Source organism: Microcystis sp. BLCC-F209, from assembly GCF_041928595.1.
Lineage (GTDB): Bacteria > Cyanobacteriota > Cyanobacteriia > Cyanobacteriales > Microcystaceae > Microcystis.
Genome location: NZ_JBHFLL010000141.1, coordinates 1 through 20,185 on the forward strand (window position 1 = coordinate 1; position 20,185 = coordinate 20,185).

General features: G+C 40.9%; 19 protein-coding genes and 1 pseudogene. 7 read left to right on the forward strand and 13 right to left on the reverse strand.

Annotated features, from left to right (window positions below; translation table 11 throughout):
* The coding region (locus ACE1AQ_RS08890) for a transposase family protein (protein ID WP_374808257.1) at positions 1-255 on the forward strand (255 nt) is incomplete at its 5' end.
* A 351-nt stretch (positions 256-606) separates the two neighbouring features.
* Here ACE1AQ_RS08890 and ACE1AQ_RS08895 read toward each other — a convergent pair.
* Complete coding sequence (locus ACE1AQ_RS08895; RefSeq protein ID WP_008203860.1) at positions 607-1,191, reverse strand: pseudouridine synthase; 585 nt, start codon at positions 1,189-1,191, stop codon at positions 607-609.
* 157 nt (positions 1,192-1,348) lie between these two features.
* Positions 1,349-2,137: an ABC transporter permease gene (locus ACE1AQ_RS08900; RefSeq protein WP_106909246.1), complete on the reverse strand. Its 789-nt coding sequence runs from the start codon at positions 2,135-2,137 to the stop codon at positions 1,349-1,351.
* 485 nt (positions 2,138-2,622) lie between these two features.
* Here ACE1AQ_RS08900 and ACE1AQ_RS08905 point away from each other — a divergent pair.
* Positions 2,623-2,763, forward strand: a pseudogene (locus ACE1AQ_RS08905) (WD40 repeat domain-containing protein); the annotation flags it as partial.
* A 174-nt stretch (positions 2,764-2,937) separates the two neighbouring features.
* On the opposite strand, the gene ACE1AQ_RS08910 reads toward ACE1AQ_RS08905, so the two are convergent.
* The 5 genes from ACE1AQ_RS08910 to ACE1AQ_RS08930 form a co-directional block, all read right to left on the reverse strand.
* Positions 2,938-3,336 (reverse strand): type II toxin-antitoxin system HigA family antitoxin, encoded by a 399-nt coding sequence (locus tag ACE1AQ_RS08910; RefSeq protein WP_002797362.1) that lies wholly within the window; start codon positions 3,334-3,336, stop codon positions 2,938-2,940.
* The gene (locus tag ACE1AQ_RS08915; protein WP_002777884.1) at positions 3,320-3,619 is read right to left on the reverse strand and encodes a type II toxin-antitoxin system HigB family toxin; all 300 of its coding nucleotides are present in this window, start codon (positions 3,617-3,619) and stop codon (positions 3,320-3,322) included. The genes ACE1AQ_RS08910 and ACE1AQ_RS08915 overlap by 17 nt, the downstream gene beginning before the upstream one ends.
* A gap of 67 nt (positions 3,620-3,686) precedes the next feature.
* Complete coding sequence (locus ACE1AQ_RS08920; RefSeq protein WP_110544667.1) at positions 3,687-4,118, reverse strand: type II toxin-antitoxin system VapC family toxin; 432 nt, start codon at positions 4,116-4,118, stop codon at positions 3,687-3,689.
* A gap of 1 nt (position 4,119) precedes the next feature.
* The gene (locus tag ACE1AQ_RS08925) at positions 4,120-4,332 is read right to left on the reverse strand and encodes a hypothetical protein (RefSeq protein ID WP_002797374.1); all 213 of its coding nucleotides are present in this window, start codon (positions 4,330-4,332) and stop codon (positions 4,120-4,122) included.
* Between the two features lie 175 nt (positions 4,333-4,507).
* A complete protein-coding gene (locus ACE1AQ_RS08930) occupies positions 4,508-5,203 on the reverse strand; it encodes a response regulator transcription factor (protein ID WP_002795661.1) in 696 nt (231 codons plus the stop codon).
* 291 nt (positions 5,204-5,494) lie between these two features.
* Here ACE1AQ_RS08930 and ACE1AQ_RS08935 point away from each other — a divergent pair, with 291 nt between their 5' ends.
* Together ACE1AQ_RS08935 and ACE1AQ_RS08940 are read left to right on the forward strand one after the other, a co-directional pair.
* Positions 5,495-7,651 (forward strand): putative PEP-binding protein, encoded by a 2,157-nt coding sequence (locus tag ACE1AQ_RS08935; protein ID WP_374808261.1) that lies wholly within the window; start codon positions 5,495-5,497, stop codon positions 7,649-7,651.
* A 310-nt stretch (positions 7,652-7,961) separates the two neighbouring features.
* A complete protein-coding gene (locus tag ACE1AQ_RS08940; protein ID WP_256386885.1) occupies positions 7,962-8,093 on the forward strand; it encodes a hypothetical protein in 132 nt (43 codons plus the stop codon).
* 120 nt (positions 8,094-8,213) lie between these two features.
* On the opposite strand, the gene ACE1AQ_RS08945 is transcribed toward ACE1AQ_RS08940, so the two are convergent.
* A complete protein-coding gene (locus ACE1AQ_RS08945; protein ID WP_374808263.1) occupies positions 8,214-10,964 on the reverse strand; it encodes a glycerol-3-phosphate acyltransferase in 2,751 nt (916 codons plus the stop codon).
* 724 nt (positions 10,965-11,688) lie between these two features.
* Here ACE1AQ_RS08945 and ACE1AQ_RS08950 point away from each other — a divergent pair.
* Positions 11,689-12,522, forward strand: a complete 834-nt coding sequence (locus tag ACE1AQ_RS08950; protein ID WP_106909242.1) for a GIY-YIG nuclease family protein — start codon at positions 11,689-11,691, stop codon at positions 12,520-12,522.
* A 326-nt stretch (positions 12,523-12,848) separates the two neighbouring features.
* Here the strand turns inward: ACE1AQ_RS08950 and ACE1AQ_RS08955 are convergent, their stop codons facing one another.
* Together ACE1AQ_RS08955 and ACE1AQ_RS08960 are read right to left on the reverse strand one after the other, a co-directional pair.
* Complete coding sequence (locus ACE1AQ_RS08955) at positions 12,849-13,463, reverse strand: Uma2 family endonuclease (protein WP_106909241.1); 615 nt, start codon at positions 13,461-13,463, stop codon at positions 12,849-12,851.
* 289 nt (positions 13,464-13,752) lie between these two features.
* Positions 13,753-14,496 (reverse strand): hypothetical protein, encoded by a 744-nt coding sequence (locus ACE1AQ_RS08960; RefSeq protein WP_008203021.1) that lies wholly within the window; start codon positions 14,494-14,496, stop codon positions 13,753-13,755.
* A gap of 200 nt (positions 14,497-14,696) precedes the next feature.
* Between ACE1AQ_RS08960 and ACE1AQ_RS08965 the strand changes: the two genes are divergently transcribed.
* Positions 14,697-15,701, forward strand: a complete 1,005-nt coding sequence (locus tag ACE1AQ_RS08965) for a helix-turn-helix domain-containing protein (protein ID WP_106909240.1) — start codon at positions 14,697-14,699, stop codon at positions 15,699-15,701.
* Between the two features lie 181 nt (positions 15,702-15,882).
* Here the strand turns inward: ACE1AQ_RS08965 and ACE1AQ_RS08970 are convergent, their stop codons facing one another.
* Both ACE1AQ_RS08970 and ACE1AQ_RS08975 read right to left on the reverse strand, forming a co-directional pair.
* On the reverse strand, positions 15,883-16,536 hold the full coding sequence (locus tag ACE1AQ_RS08970) for a HupE/UreJ family protein (protein ID WP_110544657.1): 654 nt from the start codon (positions 16,534-16,536) through the stop codon (positions 15,883-15,885).
* Positions 16,537-16,550: 14 nt separating this feature from the next.
* Positions 16,551-17,477 (reverse strand): class I SAM-dependent methyltransferase, encoded by a 927-nt coding sequence (locus ACE1AQ_RS08975; RefSeq protein WP_110544655.1) that lies wholly within the window; start codon positions 17,475-17,477, stop codon positions 16,551-16,553.
* 434 nt (positions 17,478-17,911) lie between these two features.
* Between ACE1AQ_RS08975 and ACE1AQ_RS08980 the strand changes: the two genes are divergently transcribed.
* Positions 17,912-19,108 carry a homocysteine biosynthesis protein gene (locus ACE1AQ_RS08980; protein WP_106909238.1) on the forward strand — a complete coding sequence of 399 codons (1,197 nt, stop codon included), beginning with the start codon at positions 17,912-17,914 and terminating at the stop codon, positions 19,106-19,108.
* A 533-nt stretch (positions 19,109-19,641) separates the two neighbouring features.
* Here the strand turns inward: ACE1AQ_RS08980 and ACE1AQ_RS08985 are convergent.
* Complete coding sequence (locus tag ACE1AQ_RS08985) at positions 19,642-20,175, reverse strand: GNAT family N-acetyltransferase (protein ID WP_008201943.1); 534 nt, start codon at positions 20,173-20,175, stop codon at positions 19,642-19,644.
* Positions 20,176-20,185: the final 10 nt, after the last annotated feature.

A 20,185-nucleotide genomic window follows, 5' to 3' on the forward strand; every position in this document is an offset into this window, starting at 1 on the left:
GTCCCACTGATTCGCGACCCTCTCATGTCCCAAGGATTTGCTCCCACGCTGACTCAAGGAAAGAACCGTCGGAAAACTCTGGAAGCGAGCGCTCTGAGTCAGCGTCTGAAGGACTGTTTTGCCGCAATTAAAGACCCTCGGATAGAACGGACTCCCTTGCACCAACTGGGGGATATTTTAACCATTGCGATTCTTGCGGTGCTGGCAGGGGGAAATGGCTGGGAAGACATGGAAGTTGACGGACTGAGCAAATAGGAGTGGTTATCGACGTTTTTATACCAATTCTCTAAATGCCAACTACAGATAGAGCATCCAGGATATAACCTCGTCCAACAATTGAAGCAATTACCTCTTTATTCATTTCTTCGAGTCGTTGACCAATTAGCAAACGTAATTCCTCTAAGTCTCTAGGTAATTTCCATACAACTATGGGAATTGCTATATATTTAATTCCACCCCGCCACTTAAGTAGGTAGGCACAATTATTTGTAGGATGGGTTAGCGATAGCGTAACCCATGCGGGCGTTGGGTTTCATGCTTCAACCCAACCTACGTTCATTTTATATTTAATTCCACCCCGCCACTTATCAAGGTTGCTTACAGAAATTATAACCTTTCTAAGGCTTTTCTCTCTTTTTCAGTCACTTCTCGCCATTGACCAGGTTGTAATCCTGTTAAGCATAATTTATTGTTTTTGTCAATAGTAATGGCTGTTCTAATTAATCTTAAAGTGGGATAACCAACGGCAGCCGTCATCCTTCTTACCTGACGATTTCTTCCCTCAGTTAAGGTAATTTCTAACCAAGCGGTGGGAACAGATTTTCGATAACGAATCGGTGGCTCTCTGGGGGGTAAATCCGGTTCAAAATCTAGTAAGCTAACTATTGCCGGTCGAGTGCGATAATCCTGTATAGGAAGACCTTGACGCAATTTTTCTAAAGCGTTTAGGTCTGGAATTCTTTCGACTTGTACCCAATAGGTGCGCGGATGTGCAAATTGACGATGACCCAAACGATGCTGTAATTGACCGTTATCTGTGAGTAATAATAATCCCTCGCTGTCCCTATCTAAACGACCGACAGAATAGATGTTTGGGATAGGAATATAATCTTTTAAAGTCGAGCGCCCATTTTCATTAGTAAACTGACATAATACATCGTAGGGTTTATAAAAAAGGATATATTTATTCAAGGGAAAAAGGAGTCAGGAGATAGGAGTCAGGAGCTTTTTACTTTTATCAGTAAAAATTAAACAGTAATCCGTGAAAAGAAAGCTCTGAACTTGCCACTTAATACTGTTCACCGAATACTTAAATCTGATAACTGATTACTGATAACTGATAACTGATTCAATCCCGTTGATGGGAGAATTGATAAGCACCGACAATCGAGAGAAGAATAGCGACGATTAATAAAATGGGGATAGCGAACCAAGGAAATTGATTTATATCGTAGGCTGCGGCTCTTAATCCCAGACTAGCATAGGTGAGGGGTAAAGAATAAACAATAATTTTTAATGGCCAGGGTAAGGTTTGGGGATCGAAAAAAGTTGCTCCTAAAAAAGACATCGGCACGATTAAAAAGTTATTATACAGACCGACACTTTCGAGGGATGTAACTCGCAATCCGACAATTGCCCCTAAACTGGCAAAGACGGCACAATTTAAGATTAAAACTAATAAAAAGAGGGGATTGAGAAAACTGACAAATTTTCCTGTAAATAAGATAGCGACGAGAATCACTGATGCAGAAGTCATTACACCGCGCAAAATTCCCGCGAAAACTTTGCCTAAAAATAATGAGAGGGGATGGACGGGAAGTAATAATAATTCCTCGAAGGTTTTACTAAATAAGCGATCGCCACATATCGAAAAGGTGGTTCCCCCGAAACTGATCGCCATTGAGGACAGGGCCACCATTCCGGGTAAAATAAATTCTAGATAAGAATCGCCGAGCGAGGGTTTCATCGAGCGATCAAGGGCGCTTCCCAACCCCAACCCGAAACCGATAATATAGATTAGGGGAGAAACTAAACCTGTGGCGGCGATCTGAAGGACTCTCGCGCGTAAATCTAGCCATTCTCCCCAAAATACGGTTAAAGTGTCTGTTAATATCGTCTGAGCTTGAGCTAGTTTCACTGGTATTTTGGTTAATTAGTAAATATACTTTTAATAATAATTAATAATTGTCCCCTTTTTCAAGGGCGAGCTTTTCGCACCAGAAAAATAATCATCGTCTAAGGATAGGCAAGAGGCAACAGTAAAGGGATTGGGGGAGATTCAGCTAATTTAAGGATAGGCAAGAGACAAAAGGCAAAAGGCAACAGTAAAGGGATTGGGAGAGATTCAGCTAATTTAAGGATAGGCGGTTAAAATCCGTTTTAGCTTACTTATGATAAAATGCTGTCAAGGTCAGGGAGGGAAAACTTGCAATTATTAGACCTCTTGCAAAAGTCTTAAGTCGATCCTTGTACAGCAACATTTTTGAAGATTATCAACTACTAATAAATAATTAACTGAAAGTCCCTCCCATTGTTGTTTCTATCGTTTGTTTTCGGATTTATGCAAGAGGTCTAATCAGATTTTCATGCTTTAGGACGAACTTTTGTGCATTTATTAACCGGAAAACATCCTTGGGAAAAGAATTGCGTACCCTTACCGGTCCTTCTAGTGGGGTTTACTCAGTAGTATATAGTCCCGATGGCCGCTATTTAGCTAGTGGGAGTGGTGACAAAACTATCAAAATTTGGCGGGTGGGACAGTAAACTTGTGTTGGGGGTGACAGCAATAACTTTTGTCTATCAAAAATGAGCGACACTTGCGGGAAACTGCACCGATGTCTTTAAAAATGTTGGGTTTCGCTCAAATTATTGAATCGAGCAGTTTTCTCCTAAATATTAAAGCGCTCAACTCAACCAAAAAGCTAGAGGGGATCGTATCTACATCAACAAACTATAATCTACATTAAAGAAATGTCCTAATAATTTCGCCTGTTCTTGGGTAATTGACCCTTTTCCTTCAATTAAACTAGAGGCAATTTTGTCAGAGCCAAGGATTCTGGCTATGTCTTTCTTATTAACGCCTTGCTGTTCCATCAAAAACAATAACATAGAATGAGGTGTGGTTGATTCCTGTAGATAAAAGCTTTTTTCAAAATTCCCAATTAAAAAAATTAGAAGCTCATAAAGTTCATCTTCTTCGGGAGTTCGCTGCTGACGGTGCATTAATTCTTCCACAATAGCCAAAGCTTTTTCATTTTCTGCCTCTGTTTTAATAACTTTAGGTAAATGGCGAGCTAGTAATTCTTTGTATTTTTCTGGATTAAAAGTAAGGGTCATTTTTCCATTGCTCCTTATCGTATTCAGCGTGAGTTAAAACATACTTGATATAAATTAGCCGCTTCTGATAATCGATACTGGTTATGAGACGATAACTATTCCCTTTAATGTTAAAAACAGTAAAGTTACCAACTGCTTCTGCTTTAGGAAATACTGTTTGAACCTCAACTAAATTATACCAAATCGCTTTACTGGCAATTTTATACCAATTCTCTAAAGCTATTCGGGAATCAGCGTGTTTATTCGTAAATTCTCGTAGTCTTCGATAGCTGATGACGTGCATTTATAAAAACAAACATAAATTATCTTTGGGGGTGATTCGCTGCCAAAGTTGTTTTTCTCTGGGTAATTCAGTTGCTTGTCATCGTCCAATCTTCTGCTCTTAAACCGGCAATTTGCCCAAAATCTGAGAGATTTCTCGTCAGCAGGATAGCCGGATTAACCATTGAGATAGCAGCAATCTTCAAATCCATCGAACCCAAACGAGGGTAAGTTACCCGAAGTTCTTGAAAAACTTGACCTGCCTTTTCATCAAAGCCGACAATGGGAATCGTGCGATAATTAGCGAGGTGCTTTTCTAGCCTTCGATAGGCAACAACTTGAGCTTCAATCGAATTTGCCTTGGCTATGTAACTGAGCCATCCCCGCATTTGTTCTTCGTAGGTGATAATTGTGGTGGCAACTTCGCTGCTTGTAATAGCAGCCAGTTTTTTCAGCAATTGTTGTGCCGGTTGTCCCCCGCGATCAAGAATACTAATATGATCGGTGTCAAGGAGATACATTTCAGGGTTCGGATGCTTCCTCGGCTAATGGTTTTAGAGACTGGCGGTACTCTTGACCAAACTGCATTGCCTCTTCGTAAACCGGATCGTCAGCAAAAGTGCCGACAATTTTTTCCCACCAGGGAGTTTCGCTGACAGTAGGTAGCAAACGCTTAAGCAGTGCTACTTCAGCTTCTAAAGCTGCTAGTCTTATCTCTAGATCAGTGCTTAACATGGTTGACATATCCTCCTAATTCTGCTCTTGCTTGAAGGTTAGCTCTAAAACAAAATTTGTTTCAACGCCAGAAGCCATAAGATGAACTGATGAAACGTTTTCCATCGGTAATTCAGTTGTTTGTCATCGTCAGTTAGTGAAACTCCCGTCCGTTACTTTGTCCTTAGCTGCTATATTAACTGGTTAAACCGTGTTTTAGGGCAAAACGTACCAATTCCGTGCGACTATTAGTACCAGTCTTGCTAAATAAGCGACTGACGTATTTTTCTACGTTTCTGACACTGGTTTCTAGACGACTGGCAATTTCTTTATTCATCAATCCCTCCGCCACTAAATCTAAAACACTTTGTTCCCGGGGGGTAAGGTCAATTTTAATCGGGGGGGGAGTAGTAGTAAAAGTGTTCTGTTGTCCCACCTGCTGTTTTAATTCCCGGATATCTCGGGCAATTTCTTCTAATCTAGCGTTTTCGCTGGTGGCTTGCAAGGATTGACGACGGCGCTCGATTAAAGACTTGATTAATGCTTCTAATTCTTCGGGATCGAAAGGCTTGGATAAATAAGCATCACAACCGGCATTATAACCCTGAATGCGATCGCTTGTCATCCCCCTAGCAGTGAGAAAAACCACGGGAATTGTCTGAAAACGAGCATCTTCGCGCAATTTCTTCAGAAACTGATAGCCATCCACCTGCGGCATCATAATATCGGAGATGACTAATTCCGGAATTTCTTGATTGAGTAAATCCCAGGCTTCGTTAGCATTACTAGCAGTTCTTACCTCGAAGTCATCCCCGTACTGTAGATATGCTTGCACAGATTCACGAACCCCCGGTTCGTCATCCACTAACAAAACTTTCGCAGGTGTGTCCATGAATTTCTCGCAGCGATCGAATATTGTCCGAATCCTATCTTATCAGCTATCAGCAGCCGGTCGTCAGTAGTCAGGAGATAGGAGTCAGTAGTCAGGAGATAGGAGTCAGGAGATTGCTTTTATTATTCTCCCATCTCCCCAATTCATAATTCATAATTCATACATTCATAATTCCCACTCCCCAGATCATCCTCAAGATGGTGACGGTGAGTTAAACTAGCAGATAGAACTAAAAAGTTACAAAAATCACACAATGATTTTATAATCCTTTCACCATTCTTAATAAATCCCGTGACCATTCTCTGCTGGCTCGATCGCATTAGTGCTTCTGATCGCCCCCTGGTGGGGGAAAAAGCTTTTATTGCCAGTGAATTACATCAGCGAGGATACCCAATTATCGGGGGATTTGCCATTTTTAACCGCATTTTTGCGGAATTTTTGGAAACTATCGACAATGGTGACTCGTTTCTGACTGATTTTCCCCAATCTTCCCTCTATTTAGACGTAGATAACGCCAAAGCTCTGCAATTAGTGGCGCGCGAGAGTCGGCGGGCCATTTTACAAGCGCCAATTCCTCCTTTCTGGTTAGAAGAACTAGAGGCAGCCGTGGCACAATTATCGATGGCTACCCTAGTATGGCGCTTTTCCCTACCAGCTAATCTGGCTCGGCGAACTCTCGGTTTATTTTCTGCCCCCATCAGTGGAATTAAAGCAGATAATCTAGAAAATGCCCTAAAACAAGCTTGGGCGGAGTTATTCAACGCCAAAAGTCTATTTTATTGGCGAAAAATGGGAATTGGTTTAGAAAAAATTCAATTATCTTTACTGGTACAACCGTTATTACCAGCTAATTGTGCGGGAAATGTGCTGATTAATGAGGATAACTGGGAAATTCAGGCGGTTTGGGGGTTAGGACACAGTTTAGTTAATGGAGAAGTGGCACCGGATACCTACATTATCGATCGCTCCGGTCAATTACACAGTCGGCAATTAGGCAATAAATCCCGCGCTTATTATCTCAATAGTGACAGTAATCTGCTTGTACCACAATTATTAGCACCCAGTTTACAGGAAAGCTACTGTTTAGATAATTTCGCCCTCGATCGCCTTTGTCAACTGGTTCAATCTCTACTGGCGGAAAAACCGACGTTAACCAGCATAGAATGGCTGATGATGCTGGATGGTCAAATTTATATTCTCAACTGTCACAGTCAGGAAATCACCCCCACTACATCCCATTATCCCTTAAGAGGATTAGGAGCATCCCCGGGGTTGGTATCGGGAGTGGCAAAAGTGATCAGCAATTTTGACTCCCCAGAGGCAAATTTTCAGGATTGCATTCTGGTTACTACTAATTTACCTCCGAAAAAACTGCCCCATTTACGCCAAATTCGAGCAATGATCACGGAACAGGGGGGATTAACTAGCCATGGAGCCATTTTAGCCCGGGAATTAGCCATTCCTGCCGTTGTCGGGGTGAAAAATGCCACAGAAATTATCCGCTCAGGCGAGATAATTTTAGTAGATGGTACGAGGGGAATTATTTCTCTAGCATCTCAGGAACAGATTTCCTTGCCCCCTCCACCCCCCAGAGAAACCGACGGCACGGCAATTGCTACCCGTTTGATGGTTAATCTCAGTCAAACTGAAAGTATTGCCGGAATCCGAGAACTGCCTATTGATGGGATCGGTTTATTGCGCTCAGAATGGATGATTTTAGACTTACTTTCTCAGCGTAATCTAGAAGAATGGTTAACGCCAGAGCATCAAGAAGCATTGATCGAGAGATTAAGTGATTTAATCGCACAATTTGCCCTTAGTATCCAGCCTAAGCCTTTATTTTACCGTTCTTTTGATGCTCAAGATTCGGCTAAAGACAGTCGGGGAACCCATGGTTATATATTAGATCCGACTCTATTCGATCTGGAATTGCAAGCTTTACGACGGGTACAAACCACCAGCGCCACCAATATTAATTTACTGCTTCCCTTTGTCCGCGGGGTTGAGGAATTTATTTTCTGCCGGCAACGGGTACAATCGGCTTTACTCACTCAAGTCCCTTCTTTCCAATTGGGGATAATGGTGGAAGTACCGGGGGTAATCTTTCAATTAGCGGATTATGTGCAAGCGGGCGTACAATTGCTCGCTATTGGTACTAATGATTTAACTCAATTACTTTTAGGTAGCGATCGAGAACATTTCTCAGAATATTTTAACGCCCGTCATCCCGCAGTCAGAGCGGCTTTAAAACAAATTATCACTCAGGCAAAAGTTTTACAGATTCCCTGTTCCGTTTGCGGCATGGCTATCGTCCAGTATCCTGAACTTATCGATGATCTGATTGCTTGGGGTGTGACTTCTCTTTCGGTGGATAGGGAAGCAGTTTTAGCCACTAGAGAGGCAATTGTTCGGGCCGAAAGAAGGTTTTTATTGGAAAATAGCAGATAACTTCCGAACTACCCCACTTCCCCACTACCCCACTTCCCCACTACCCCACTCCATACTTTGTGCTTTTTGTCAAAAAAACTTTTTTTTTGCAATAAAACTACACAAAAAAAAGATCATCGTTGTGGGTGAAATTGACTCATTTACCTGTCTTAATGAGGATTACCTTCTAGGTGTGGCAAGGGTTTCAACCTTTGCTGCCCAAAAAAGCATAGAATACCCCACTATGAAATTCAGTAAAATCGCTGTAACCATTGTAACATCGTTGTTAAATAAAAATCTTTCTCAATTAATTTTTAAGAATTTATAAATATTGCGGAATGTTAATTTAAATATTCTCAAGTTTGTGGAGTCAATAGATAATTTTTGCTTATATTTGACCAACATTGCGTTAGGAGTCAGTTATCAGTTATCAGTTATCAGTTATCAGTTATCAGTTAACTGAGAAAACTCCCCACACCCTACACCCTACACCCTACACCCTACACCCTACACCCTACACCCTGTCCCCAGGAAAAACTTTTTGCCGCAAACCCTAGATAGGGAAAAGCTTGTCCCCTAATGCCTAGAGAATTTCAATAATTCCTTGAGTGCCATCGAGACGAATTAATTGACCATCTTTTAACAATTTCATGGCATTATGCACATCCATAACCGCCGGAATTCCGTATTCTCTGGCAATAATAGCACCATGGGATAATTGTCCCCCCACCTCGGCAATAATGCCCACAGCCCGGGATAATAAAGGGGACCATCCTGAGTCAGTATAGGGAATAACGAGAATAGTATTAGGGGCAATTTCTAGATTTTGTAGGGTTGGCATAATTTTGACTCGTCCCTCCACTGTCCCCCCACTAGCGGCAATTCCCTGTAAGCGTTTTTTGGCAGTTAAATTTGAAACTAAAAATTCTCTTTTCGGGGGTTGTCCATAAACGATGTAGGGAATATCGGTTAATTGAGAGTTTTCTTGGAATTGTTGGCGACGCTGACGGATAATCTGGTTAAGATTGGCGATTTTATTATTCTGACCCAACTGGGTAACTTCTGAGTAATTTAGATAAAATATATCTCCCGTCTCCGATAATATTTGCTGCTGTAACCAGAGGGTTTCTAAGGCAAGAAAATGCCAGCGTAGGTGAGCTAAAAGACGGGAGTAAATTTCAGTAACTTGGTTTTTGATATTTAATCTTTTTTGGACATTGTGGGAAGATTTAACTTTTTTATGGCTATTATTGCCCGGACTATCTAAGGGGAGTTGTAGCAGATATTGGGGATTTTCTCGCCATCTCGGTATGGAAATATCAGTCCCCACTTCGCTTAAATAACCGTAGGTTTCTAACCAGAGGGAAAAAGCCGAGTCAAAATCTCGATCGAGCGTATTTTTTCTCAGTTCAGATAGCGATCGCATTGAGGCTATTTCTGGTGCTTGGGAGTTATCCAATTTCTCAAAAGGTACTTGCGAAATACTGCGACGCAAAGCAAAGCTAAGAGGAGCAAGAATACTATAATAGGTAGCTTTTTTTAAGACGGTTAAAATCTCCTCAATTTGCTCTAAAATCTCTCCAGAAGATAAAGCTTCTAGGGAAGTAGCGTTAATTTTTTCGAGCGTCGGAATAAAATAGGTTTTTTGATCTTGGCTAAAGTCTTTTTCTAACTGTAATTCCCGTCCTAAAAGTTTTAATAAACCGGGGGAATTAGCCAGGGTTGCCGTTAAAGGTGGTTTGGTAAACTTTGCCCCTTTGGTCAGAAATTCTAAGCTTTCTGGAGGTAATCCCATGCGCTGGAAAATGGTTCCTAATAAAGAAGCATTAAAATAGGCTCTTTGATAGTGTAAAGTGGCTGTTTCATTGAAGTCCAAATCGAGGGCTTTTTGTCCTAAAACTAAACTGAAAATATCTCCCCAAACTCCACAGGTTAAGGGGCGATTAATTGACCAAGGCAAGGGACGAATTACCCCGGGGATAACTTCCGCAGCGATTTTTCTTGTCCAAATTGGCTGTAAATTGGTGATAGGACGGCACTGTAATAACCATAATTTTTGTCCGTCATGAGTCCATTCTATATCTTGGGGAATGCCATGATCAAGGGTTTCTAATTGCCGACAAAGATTAGCTACCTGTTGAATAATAGCCGGGGGAATATCTCCCGCTCCGATGATGATATCTTCTTCTAAATTAACTCGATAACTTTCGGGGGTGATTCTTCCCGATACAACTCTGGTGGCATCTCCGGGTAAAGCTTCAATAACCACATCTAAACTGAGAGGATTAATCGGATCGCGACTGAAGGCAACCCCCGAAAAAACTCCTCGAATTTGTTCTTGAATTAACACAGCCATGGCCGTGTTTTCTTGACCTCGATCGAGTCGATAATTAACAGCATTAGGACTATTATAGGAGGTTTGGCAACTTAAAATCGCCGCCGCTAAATTTTCTTGATCGACAACGTTAAGAATTGTAGTATATTGTCCCGCAGATGAAGCGGTTTCACTATCTTCTCCAATAGCGGAGGATCGCACGACTAAGGGATGATTAATATCAGGATGAAGAGATTCTATTAACGGTTGTGGATCATCCCCCGGTGGTAAAATCCAACCCCTAGGGATGGGATAACCGGCACGCTTAAGATAGGCTAGAGTGGCGGCTTTTTGTCCCACTTTTGAAGTCGCTAGATTGTCATCAAGAGTTTGGATCGATCGATCTCCACGAAAAAAACGAAACATAGTTTTTGATTCATTATTAACACTTGCTTCGGGTAAGTCTAAATCGTCGGCTATTTTTTGAAAAATTGCCCCTAATAAACAGGCCAAAGCAATGGCAGTTATAATATAACCTGAATCGTGGGGACGGCGCAAGGTGAGAATTAAAGCTAATAAAAATAATCCTACCAATCTACCCGTAGATTTTTCTCGAAAAATAGTAAAGCTAATCCCACTGATAATTGAGGTGAGAAAAACAGCGACAAAATCGTGAACGATTAATCCCCAGAAAACATTAGTAGTTCCCGCACCTTTTCCTAACCAATAGCGCCCCATGACTAAGGCAATTAAAGCTAATAATTCCCACGTGGAGCCGGTGGGAAAAAATAAACGGGTTAGGAAAATAACGATAATTCCCTTGGCTGCTTCCGAAATTACCGCCAAAATTCCCACTAATTTACCCCCATGGTAAAAAGCGGCAGTTACACCGATATTACCAGTACCTAATTGGGATAATTTACGTCCAGTTACGAGATAATTTATCCAATCGATCAGAGGCAATCCCCCGATGATAGGACAGACTAAAAAAATAAATAGGGATCCCCAAATTTCTGTCATTATATTTTCTGGCTCTAAAAAATAGTTACTTCTCGGTGGAGTCCCGTCAGGTATCGTGATTAGAATAATTCCGTCCACACTCCCTTAACTCTTATATAGTATTTTAGCTCTACCAACCCACGACATTATTTATTTTAAATTTTACTTTATAAATACTTACAGCCTTTCTCGGACAGATGAGGTATAATGACAATAGTGATTGCAGCAATTACGGGTGTCTTTCTTGGAGACTGCCTTAAAAGCTTCTTCGAGAGCCTTGTCTAAGTCTCGATAATTTTTCGTTTGTAATTTTACCAAGATAGACTTGGCTTTTGGGCAAAAGTTTTCAAGAGTTTTCAATCGAGGTAAAGTCGAGAGAGTAAGGATGTAAATAAACTATCTTAGACTCCTTCTTCTTCCACAGCTTGACGGACTTCTTCGCTGACATGAATTTTATCACTCACCGTTGGCTCGTTTCTGGAACCGAAAATTTGATCAATTGTCTCAAATGTAGTCTAGCAAACGCATTGAGCGTTCTACTCGAATATTTGTTAGTACAAAAAGACCATTTTGAGGTTAAGGAATTGATTAGGGTTTGAGCGAGCCAATTGGCGATTGCACTCTCGGCACTGTAAGGTTACGGCAATTTTAAAACCCTTACCTTAAAAAATTAAGCCAACAATGAGTTATAATTGATAGCAATTACAGAAAATTATTATCTTGGAAATAAAATAAGACTAGGTTTATGCTGCTCGATCCTTTGGCAATGTCTTCAGTAGAACTAGATAATTTAAATCAACTTCCTGATTGTTCGGCTATATATTTTGCTATCGATTCTCAAAGTAGAATTCTTTATATTGGTCAAGCAGTTAATCTTTTAAATCGCTGGAAAAATCATCATCGTATATATCAATTACAAGAAATTAATCAAGATTATCCTGTAAGAATAGCTTGGCAAGCTTGCAATAATGAAGAATTAAATGAAATTGAACTATATCTAATTAAACATTTTCAACCTTTGCTAAATAAAACAGAAGTTAAATCTCCACAAGTTGTACCATCAGAGTTAGTCTTCCGAGATTTTCTCGGGGAATTTTCTCGACGATTAATCATTATTGGGTTTAAACCACAAACTTCTCAAGAGCTACCACATATTCATTTGAAATATGACTGGACAGATTGTTCTCCGAAAGGGACAGCCGCAAAGATTAAAAATTTTATTCAAGAAAATAATAATATAAATACCAGTTTTAAGATTAGAAGAAAACCTTGGGGAAGAATCAGGGGGCCAGAAGATTTTCAAATAGGCAGTCGCGCACAAAAAGCCCTAGCTCGTCAGAATCGTTCCTATAATAATCATTGGGAAATGGCCTGTAATGGAGTGATAATCTCTATCACCCCTACCGATAATTATAAACAGATTAAATCAATAACAAATTTTCAAAAACTTGCTGGGGTAAAAATGAGAACAATCCCAGAACATGATTTTAAGAGAATGTCTAATCAATATCCTGATGATTTTGCGGATTTATCATACTTTGTCGATGATTTAGTTCCGTTACTTTGGATTGAAGGGTAATCTTGAATGGGTGCATCTCAATTTTGTAGAAATATCTATATTACATTTTGGGCGCAAGCGTTCATTGCTGTCAACTTAAGGGAATAGCCCGCCAAATTTGTTGAGAGAGAGCCTCCCTTTTCCTGTTCCCTGTTCCCTTGCCTAAATAACCAATCTAAATGTTCTACAGCTGACAATGAGTCAAAGCGATAAAATAAATTGAGCTTAATGGCTTAAAACCCCATCATATTGAGCAAATAAAGGCAATAATTGCCGATTTTAAGTGGCAAAATCAACCCCTCAAACTGAAGAAAAAAGCGAAAAGAGTAAGGTGGACGATACACACCCTACAGACTTAAGAAAATCTGATTGACAGTGAGATTTAATTCCGTGAAAGTCTGGGAAATTAGGCGATCGCTGTCTCGAAATTGCCGAATTTGATATTCTTCCTCAACTAAGCGACAAACAGAGATGGTCGGTTGTTTAGGAGTGCCGAGAAAATTACGTCCACCCAAGACTGCATAATCGACAATCCAATATTCAGGAATACCCATTTCTTCATAATCAGCAAATTTTAAGTAGTAATCATCACGCCAGTTAGTCGATACCACTTCAATAATCAGAGGGATAGATGCACCCTCACTAATAATTGATTCTTTTTTCCATAATTTTTCCTGAGCGAGCTTGGTTCGATTTAGCACTAATACATCGGGAAAATAACCAGAATTTTTACCAGCAGGTCTGACAATCGCTTGGTTAGGAATTAAATAAGGAAGCCCTAGTCTATCAATTATTCCACTGAGTTTAACAGTTAAAAATCCTTTGATTTCCTCGTGTTCTCCTGCGGGTTGTGCCATTTCAATAATATTTCCCTTGTGTAGCTCATAACGCACTCCCGAATTTTCAGGCAGCCAAGGGACAAATTCCTCGAAATTAACAGTTTTAGGTAAAGTTTGGCTCATAGCTGGCAAAATAGCATTCTCTCTCTACTAACTTTCTTGACTCCATTTTACCTTGAATGTAGGGCGGGCAATGCTCATCCTACAGAATCTCTACACAATCTGCTATCGCACTATCGCTGCCAAATTTGGCAATATTACACCCTGATAAAATTCTTTACCACTGGAGCCGCCTAGTAAGTTTATAAAGAGGTCTCCAGCCCATCCACCAGAAAACGGGTTTCTTAAAGAAACCCGTTTTCTAGACAGGCGGCTTAGATGTGTAGTTGATTTTGCTTAGGTACTTAATCGCTCATAATTGATCATCATTTATCGCAGTAATATCATTAGTAATAGTAACGATAATTCTTCGCAGCTTCGCACCTTGAAACTCATAAGGAATCTCGTGTTTATATTGAGTTAGAAAGTTAGGAGTATGATTTGAGAAAGTTCTGATAATATCGACATTTTGTTCAATGTTATTAATATACAGTTTCATCTTATCTATTGTGCTGTCATCCAACTTTTCATCGGAAGGAGCGATGAGCTTTGTTTTGGTAAATTCAACTTTGAGTGTCATCTCGCCACTAAGACGGGGAAGTTCACAAGTGATCTTCTGTTGTTGCCCTAACCAGTTATAGACATAACATAGTTTTCCCTGATAGATGTAGAAACTATGTCCACCAAAACAGCCGCCGTGCGCCATCAGAACAGCTTGTAAGTCCCCTTTAGCTTTGGAGAAATCAATAGTTGCTTGGATGGCATAGAAACGAGTGCTAATATTGGGAGTGACGGCGGCGGAAATTTCTGATCCCCCCAGATAACGGTTCTTCGGTAGGTAGTATGCTAGGGACTCTTTGCTGATCCTGAAAACCTTATGGGTCAAGTCCGGTATTTTTGATTGCATAACAAGTACCGAAGAATCTGGATAATAGGTATAGCTAAATGTGGTATATTTTGAGTCATCAGAAAATGCCGGGGGACGTAATTGAGGAATTTCTCCACCCAATACCCCACACCCAGAGCAATCTTCAAGTGGCATATATTGTTCAGCCATTGAAATCCCCTTGGTAATCGATAACGAAAAAAAGTGAGAGATTTAACCTGGATGACACTGATGGAAAAAATTAACAAATCAACTTTGCTGTAATTCATACTACTCAGTCCTCTATGCTAAGATGATCCAAAAAACGCAAGTTTTTAAATTGACGGGCAAAAAAGCTTTATTTTACTCAATAACCAAGTAGTTATATATAGATGTTTATTTTTGACAATAAGACCAATATTTTAATTGATTCTCAGAAATTAACCTTTAAAAGTGAATATTTTTGTGACTTTTCTCGCTATTTTCAGAATCGAGAATTTGTCAACTTAGATGCTTTACAACTCAGTGGCGATAATTTTGAAGGGTATCTTTCAAGGATTATCATCGATGAAGTGATGTTAGAATTATCGCAACGTAATTGTTTAACGAATGTTGCGGGAGTAATCCATTCTAAAATGTGGGTTTTTGCGATTCCTGTTCAGGTAAATTCTGTCTTCTTCCAAAATTTGTATCCATTAGAAAATAACTATCTGGGGATTATCCCTCCTCAATCAGAAATTTCCGTTTTTCAACATCCTTTTTCCAATCGTTTTCAGCTTTACGTTCATGATAATTATCTGCAACAATTGTGCCAAACTTTAGAGTTACCAGAAGCGAAAAAGTTTTTAAATTCTGCTGCTTCTTCTATTGTGATTTGCCCAGCGGAAAAAATTCGTCATCTCCAACAATCTTGTCATCAACTTTATCAAATGCTATTTAATTTAGATCACCAACAAATATCTGAACAAAGAAAAGCATTAAGATTGAATTTTGTCCGTCAAAAATTAAAAGAAGAAATTGTCAAAGATTTTCTTTTGACTTTAGCAGTAACCAAAGATATTAAAACCGCTAAAAACACTATCAGACGCACCTATATCCTCAAAAAAGCCGAAGAAATGATGAGAAAAAATCTGCGTTCTGATCTGACTATTCCAACGATTTGTCAAGAATTAAAAGTAAGTCAACGCACCTTAGAATATATATTTAAAGACTTCTATCAAATGTCTCCTTACAGTTATTTTAAATTGCTTCGTCTTAATGCTTTACATCAATCTCTTCACCAAAATAATCAGACAAAATTAATTCATGAAATTGCCGAAGAATTAGGTTTTTTTCACCGAGGATATCTGGCCTCTGATTATAAAAAACTGTTTGGTTACTTCCCCTCGGAAACCTAAAAAAATAGTGGGGGTAGGAATTAGGATTATTGTTAGATTTATTTTGAGAACTCAATTCCTAACTCCTCTTTCAATTGAGCGGCTCTCTGGCACTTGTTTGGCAGGGGCGTATAGTGTACGCCCTTTCTTCGATCTCATAACCTCAAGAGAGCCATTAATAATTAGCCCCATCGAGATTAATTTACTTAATTCCCACTAAAAAAGTTGTACCGATCGCCATAATTGCCAATCCGATGAACTTGCTAATTAGAGTTGCTTGCTTGGCTAATTTTTCCTTGATGACACCGCCAAGGAAAAAAGCCCCAGCTGCGATCGCTAATTGGATGACGGTAAAACCGATTAAATAGGCAACTAAAGCGGCAACTTGCGCCCCGATAATTGATTCTCCGTAGGCATAACCGTGAAAAATTCCCGCGATCATTGCCAAAGTGGACAGAGCGATCGTATAGAGATTAGAAGGATTTTGTAAACCTTTTTTTAGGGTTAAAATCACGCCAAAAATCACCACAGAAAGGGCAACAATCCCCTCAGGGAAAACTAAATTTATTCCCTGTAAATGAATACCCGTCCCGATTAAAGTAGCAATCGCAAAAGCGATCGGAATTAATAAACCCTGTTCCATCCCCACAGCAATTAAACCACTAGCCACCACAAAAGCTAAATGATCTAAACCGATAACTGGGTGAGCTAAACCCGATAAAAATCCGTTCAAAAAATTATCGGGAGTTTGCCCTGCCATGGCATGATGGGCGAGGGTTTTGCCGGCAAAAATTAACAAGAATAGGGGGACAATAGTTAATATCCTTGTCCAGCTTTGACGAAAAATTATCTTCATTGATTACCTCAAAATTATGATTCGGAAACCCGCGCAACAATCGCCCAGTGTCGGGGACTGGTGGGGGTAATGATCGGTGCTTGAAACCCCGCTTCAACTAATGCCTGTTCGATATCGAGAGTAAAATATTGATCGAGATAGGGTTCGGTACTCTTGAGTAAGGTTAGGACATAAGGGGGCATTTTTCGATAAATTTCCGAGCGCGGATTCATATCCATCAGCGTCAAATAACCTCCCGATCGCAATAAACGACGCGCTTCGGCGAAAATTTCTCTAGTAGCCTGTTGGGGTAGTTCGTGGAACATTAAAAACGAAGATACCAGATCGTAGGACTGACTGGGTAATTGAGTTTTTTCCGCCGCCGCGTGTTGCCATTGAATCGTCTTTTGTTTTTGTTGAGCTTGGTATTGGGCAACGGCTAAATAGTAGGGAGAGAGATCTAACCCAGTTACCCGCGCTTGAGGATAAGTATCTTGCAGCGCAAAGCTGCTCATGCCGACACTACAGCCTAAATCGACAATATCGTTAATTTCTGCCCTGATTTGCTCCTTCAATATCCGGTGATATTCCCGCCGCAATCGCGGATCGCCGTCAATCCCCGCCCCGGGCCAGATGGTAGAATGGACAGCATAGGCGGCAGATTCTACCTCAAAAGCTGGCAACCAGTCTAAATTGCCCTTTTCGTAAGCGTGGAAAGAACAAACGTAGTATTCGGGATAGACGATATCGGGATTTTCTACCGCTTGCAGTTCCCGACTCCAATCCCGTTGCTGCCATTGTTTGACGGTTTCCCGCCAAGGTACGCCTAGTTTTTCGGCTCTTTTAATCATCATATTGCGCGCCTGATAGCGAGCGATGTCAAAAAGCGGTTTTATGGCGAGAATACGGTTAACTAGACCAGAAACAGGATTAAAGGAGGCCGGAACGGGTGTAACTGTCATAGAAAAGCTTCGATCGTAAATTTTCCCTTTCTCATCTTATAACAGTGATCAGTGATCAGTAATCAGTAATCAGTGATCAGTAATCAGTAATCAGTGATCAGTAATCAGTAATCAGTAATCGGTGAAAAGACAGCACTGTTATGGCCATTTAATACTACTCAGTTAATTAATACCACTGACTGAAAACTCAAATCTGATTACTGTTTACTGACAACAGCAAAAAGCTCCCTAACCCCCCATCTTGCCAATTTTTAAGTAGGTAGGTGTTGAAAACTTTCAGATGCCCCCCTTATTAAGGGGGGATTAAGGGGGGATTAAGGGGGGATCCGCACCCCCCTTATTAAGGGGGGATTAAGGGGGGATCCGCACCCCCCTTATTAAGGGGGGATTAAGGGGGGATCCATCTTCAATTTAATTATAACCAGCTACTTATCATGAGAACAATCGCTGAAATCAACGACAAAATTGCTAAAAAAACGGCTGTAGTCTGGACAGTAGAGGAATTAAAAAGCCGCGTTAACGAGATGGGAATTAAGGAGGTTTTTTCCCAAGTAGATGTGGTTTGTACGGGAACCTTTGAACCGATGGAATCTTCGGGGGCAATTATTAATTTAGGTCAGACAGATCCGCCGATAAAAATTCGTCAATGTTGGTTAGATGGGATTCCTGCTTATGCTGGTTTTGGGGCGGTGGATTTATACTTAGGGGCCAGTGCTATTAGTGATATAGCGGCCAAAAATGAGAATTTAGAGGGAGAAAATCCCGAAAGGGGTGGCGGACATATTATTGAGGATTTAATCGCTGGAAAATCGCTGCCATTGCGCGCTGTGGGCCAGGCCACCGATTGTTATCCTCGCGCTTCTTTTGAAACGATTATTTCTAAGGAGACTATCAATCAATTTTATCTTTTTAATCCTCGCAATCTCTACCAGAATTTTATCGTCGGAGTCAATGGGGGAGAGCGGACTTTATATACTTATTTGGGACCACTACAGCCGCGATTAGGTAATGCGGTTTATTCTAACCCCGGGGCAATTTCTCCCCTGTTAAATGACCCCGATTTAGAGGCTATCGGCATCGGTACGCGCATTTTTTTGGGAGGAGGAATCGGTTATATTGCCTGGGAAGGAACCCAACATTTTCCCCTGCAAAAACGCCTACAAAATCGCACTCCTATTGGACCGGCTTCTACCTTAGCCTTAATTGGGGATGCTAAACAAATGAATGCTCGTTGGGTGCGGGGTTGTTATTTCAAAAATTATGGGGCTTCTTTAATGTTAGGGGTAGCAGTACCGATTCCAATTTTAAACGAGGAAATTGTTCGACATTGTGCGGTAAAAGATGAGGAAATTGTCGCTCCAGTGGTGGATTTTTCCATTCCCCGGCGAGTCCGTCCTACCTTTGGTTTAATCACCTACGCTAAACTAAAAAGCGGTCGGATTATGATCGAGGGAAAAAGTGTTAGGGTGGCTCCTTTGGCCAGTATTTCCCTGTCCCGGGAAGCCGCTTTAGAATTAAAAGCACTGATCGAATCGGGAGAATTTACCCTCACAGAACCCGTGGCAAAAATTAATCTAGAGCGGACTTTTATCCCCCAGGATCGTTGGGGCGGAAAATTATCAATTGAGTGAGGAGTTAAGGGATTGCGTGCAGGTGGCACAACTACAATTAGGGTTTGCTGAAAAACTTTTTCGTGGGGGCAGGGTGTGGCCCCCCAACCCCCCCGACATCGGGGGGGCAGGTGGGGTGTGGGGTTTTACTGGTTTTGAGGCGGCCAACTACCTAATTTTCAGGGAAAAAGAGCCTAAATTTCCCCCCCGATCACGCCAAGGGCTGCCACTTTTTGATTTCAAAAAAGCCTAAAGATATTATCCAACAAGGTTTTTAGATTTATTCAGCAAACCCTAATTATTCATACTAAATCCGTTGAGTATAAGCTACATATCAGGAGAGGCACTCTTGCAAGTGGAGTGACTCTGAAATTATTACCAATGTATTAGCAGCTGCGTGTAAGCATCTCACCGAAAAACTAATGCGCGGGGGGTTTGGGGGCGGCGCCACGCCCCCAACGGGGGGTTTGGGGGGTAGAACCCCCCAAAAGCTTGGATTGAGTGATCAAGTGGGAAGTAATACGGCCATCCGTTAACCCCACCAACAAACTTTTTCAGCAAACCCTACTTAATTTCCAGACCAAGACTTTCTCTCTCGCTTCTATCAGATTCATGCCGATTTTTTCTAAAACTCGCTTTGAAGCTATATTATCGGGAGCGCAGCCGGCGGTCACTGTTTGCATACCAGGTTGAGAAAGTGTCCAGTCCATCATTGCTTTTGTCGCCTCAGATGCGTAGCCTTGTCGTCGATATAACGGCGCTACTTGATAGCCAATTTCTACAGCATCTGTGGGTAAACCTGTGGCATCAGGAATAATTTTGATCATCACATGACCAATAAGGGTATTTTCTGTTTGATGAATAATTAAACTCCCCCACCCCCACTCATTTTGTAAGGGGAATTGCAGCAAAATATTGGCAATATCAGGGAAAGCTTGAATCAACTCTTGTTCGGCCCAGTCAGCTGCAACTTTTACCCCCAAAATTGTTGCTAATTTATCGATACTTATAATTGCGGCATCGAGAAGTTCAAGCTTGAAGGGGACTAAATATAATCGTTCCGTCACCAGTTTTTCCAGTGCTTTCATTTGATAAAAT

What these genes read in the sequence shown, in the direction of transcription:
- ACE1AQ_RS08910 (WP_002797362.1), bottom strand. Translation starts at nt 3,336, where the DNA reads ATGACCCTTACTTTTAATCCAGAAAAATACAAAGAATTACTAGCTCGC.
- ACE1AQ_RS08915 (WP_002777884.1), bottom strand. Translation starts at nt 3,619, where the DNA reads ATGCACGTCATCAGCTATCGAAGACTACGAGAATTTACGAATAAACAC.
- ACE1AQ_RS08920 (WP_110544667.1), bottom strand. Translation starts at nt 4,118, where the DNA reads ATGTATCTCCTTGACACCGATCATATTAGTATTCTTGATCGCGGGGGA.
- ACE1AQ_RS08925 (WP_002797374.1), bottom strand. Translation starts at nt 4,332, where the DNA reads ATGTTAAGCACTGATCTAGAGATAAGACTAGCAGCTTTAGAAGCTGAA.
- ACE1AQ_RS08930 (WP_002795661.1), bottom strand. Translation starts at nt 5,203, where the DNA reads ATGGACACACCTGCGAAAGTTTTGTTAGTGGATGACGAACCGGGGGTT.
- ACE1AQ_RS08945 (WP_374808263.1), bottom strand. Translation starts at nt 10,964, where the DNA reads ATGACAGAAATTTGGGGATCCCTATTTATTTTTTTAGTCTGTCCTATC.
- ACE1AQ_RS08950 (WP_106909242.1), top strand. Translation starts at nt 11,689, where the DNA reads ATGCTGCTCGATCCTTTGGCAATGTCTTCAGTAGAACTAGATAATTTA.
- ACE1AQ_RS08955 (WP_106909241.1), bottom strand. Translation starts at nt 13,463, where the DNA reads ATGAGCCAAACTTTACCTAAAACTGTTAATTTCGAGGAATTTGTCCCT.
- ACE1AQ_RS08960 (WP_008203021.1), bottom strand. Translation starts at nt 14,496, where the DNA reads ATGGCTGAACAATATATGCCACTTGAAGATTGCTCTGGGTGTGGGGTA.
- ACE1AQ_RS08965 (WP_106909240.1), top strand. Translation starts at nt 14,697, where the DNA reads ATGTTTATTTTTGACAATAAGACCAATATTTTAATTGATTCTCAGAAA.
- ACE1AQ_RS08970 (WP_110544657.1), bottom strand. Translation starts at nt 16,536, where the DNA reads ATGAAGATAATTTTTCGTCAAAGCTGGACAAGGATATTAACTATTGTC.
- ACE1AQ_RS08975 (WP_110544655.1), bottom strand. Translation starts at nt 17,477, where the DNA reads ATGACAGTTACACCCGTTCCGGCCTCCTTTAATCCTGTTTCTGGTCTA.
- ACE1AQ_RS08980 (WP_106909238.1), top strand. Translation starts at nt 17,912, where the DNA reads ATGAGAACAATCGCTGAAATCAACGACAAAATTGCTAAAAAAACGGCT.
- ACE1AQ_RS08985 (WP_008201943.1), bottom strand. Translation starts at nt 20,175, where the DNA reads ATGAAAGCACTGGAAAAACTGGTGACGGAACGATTATATTTAGTCCCC.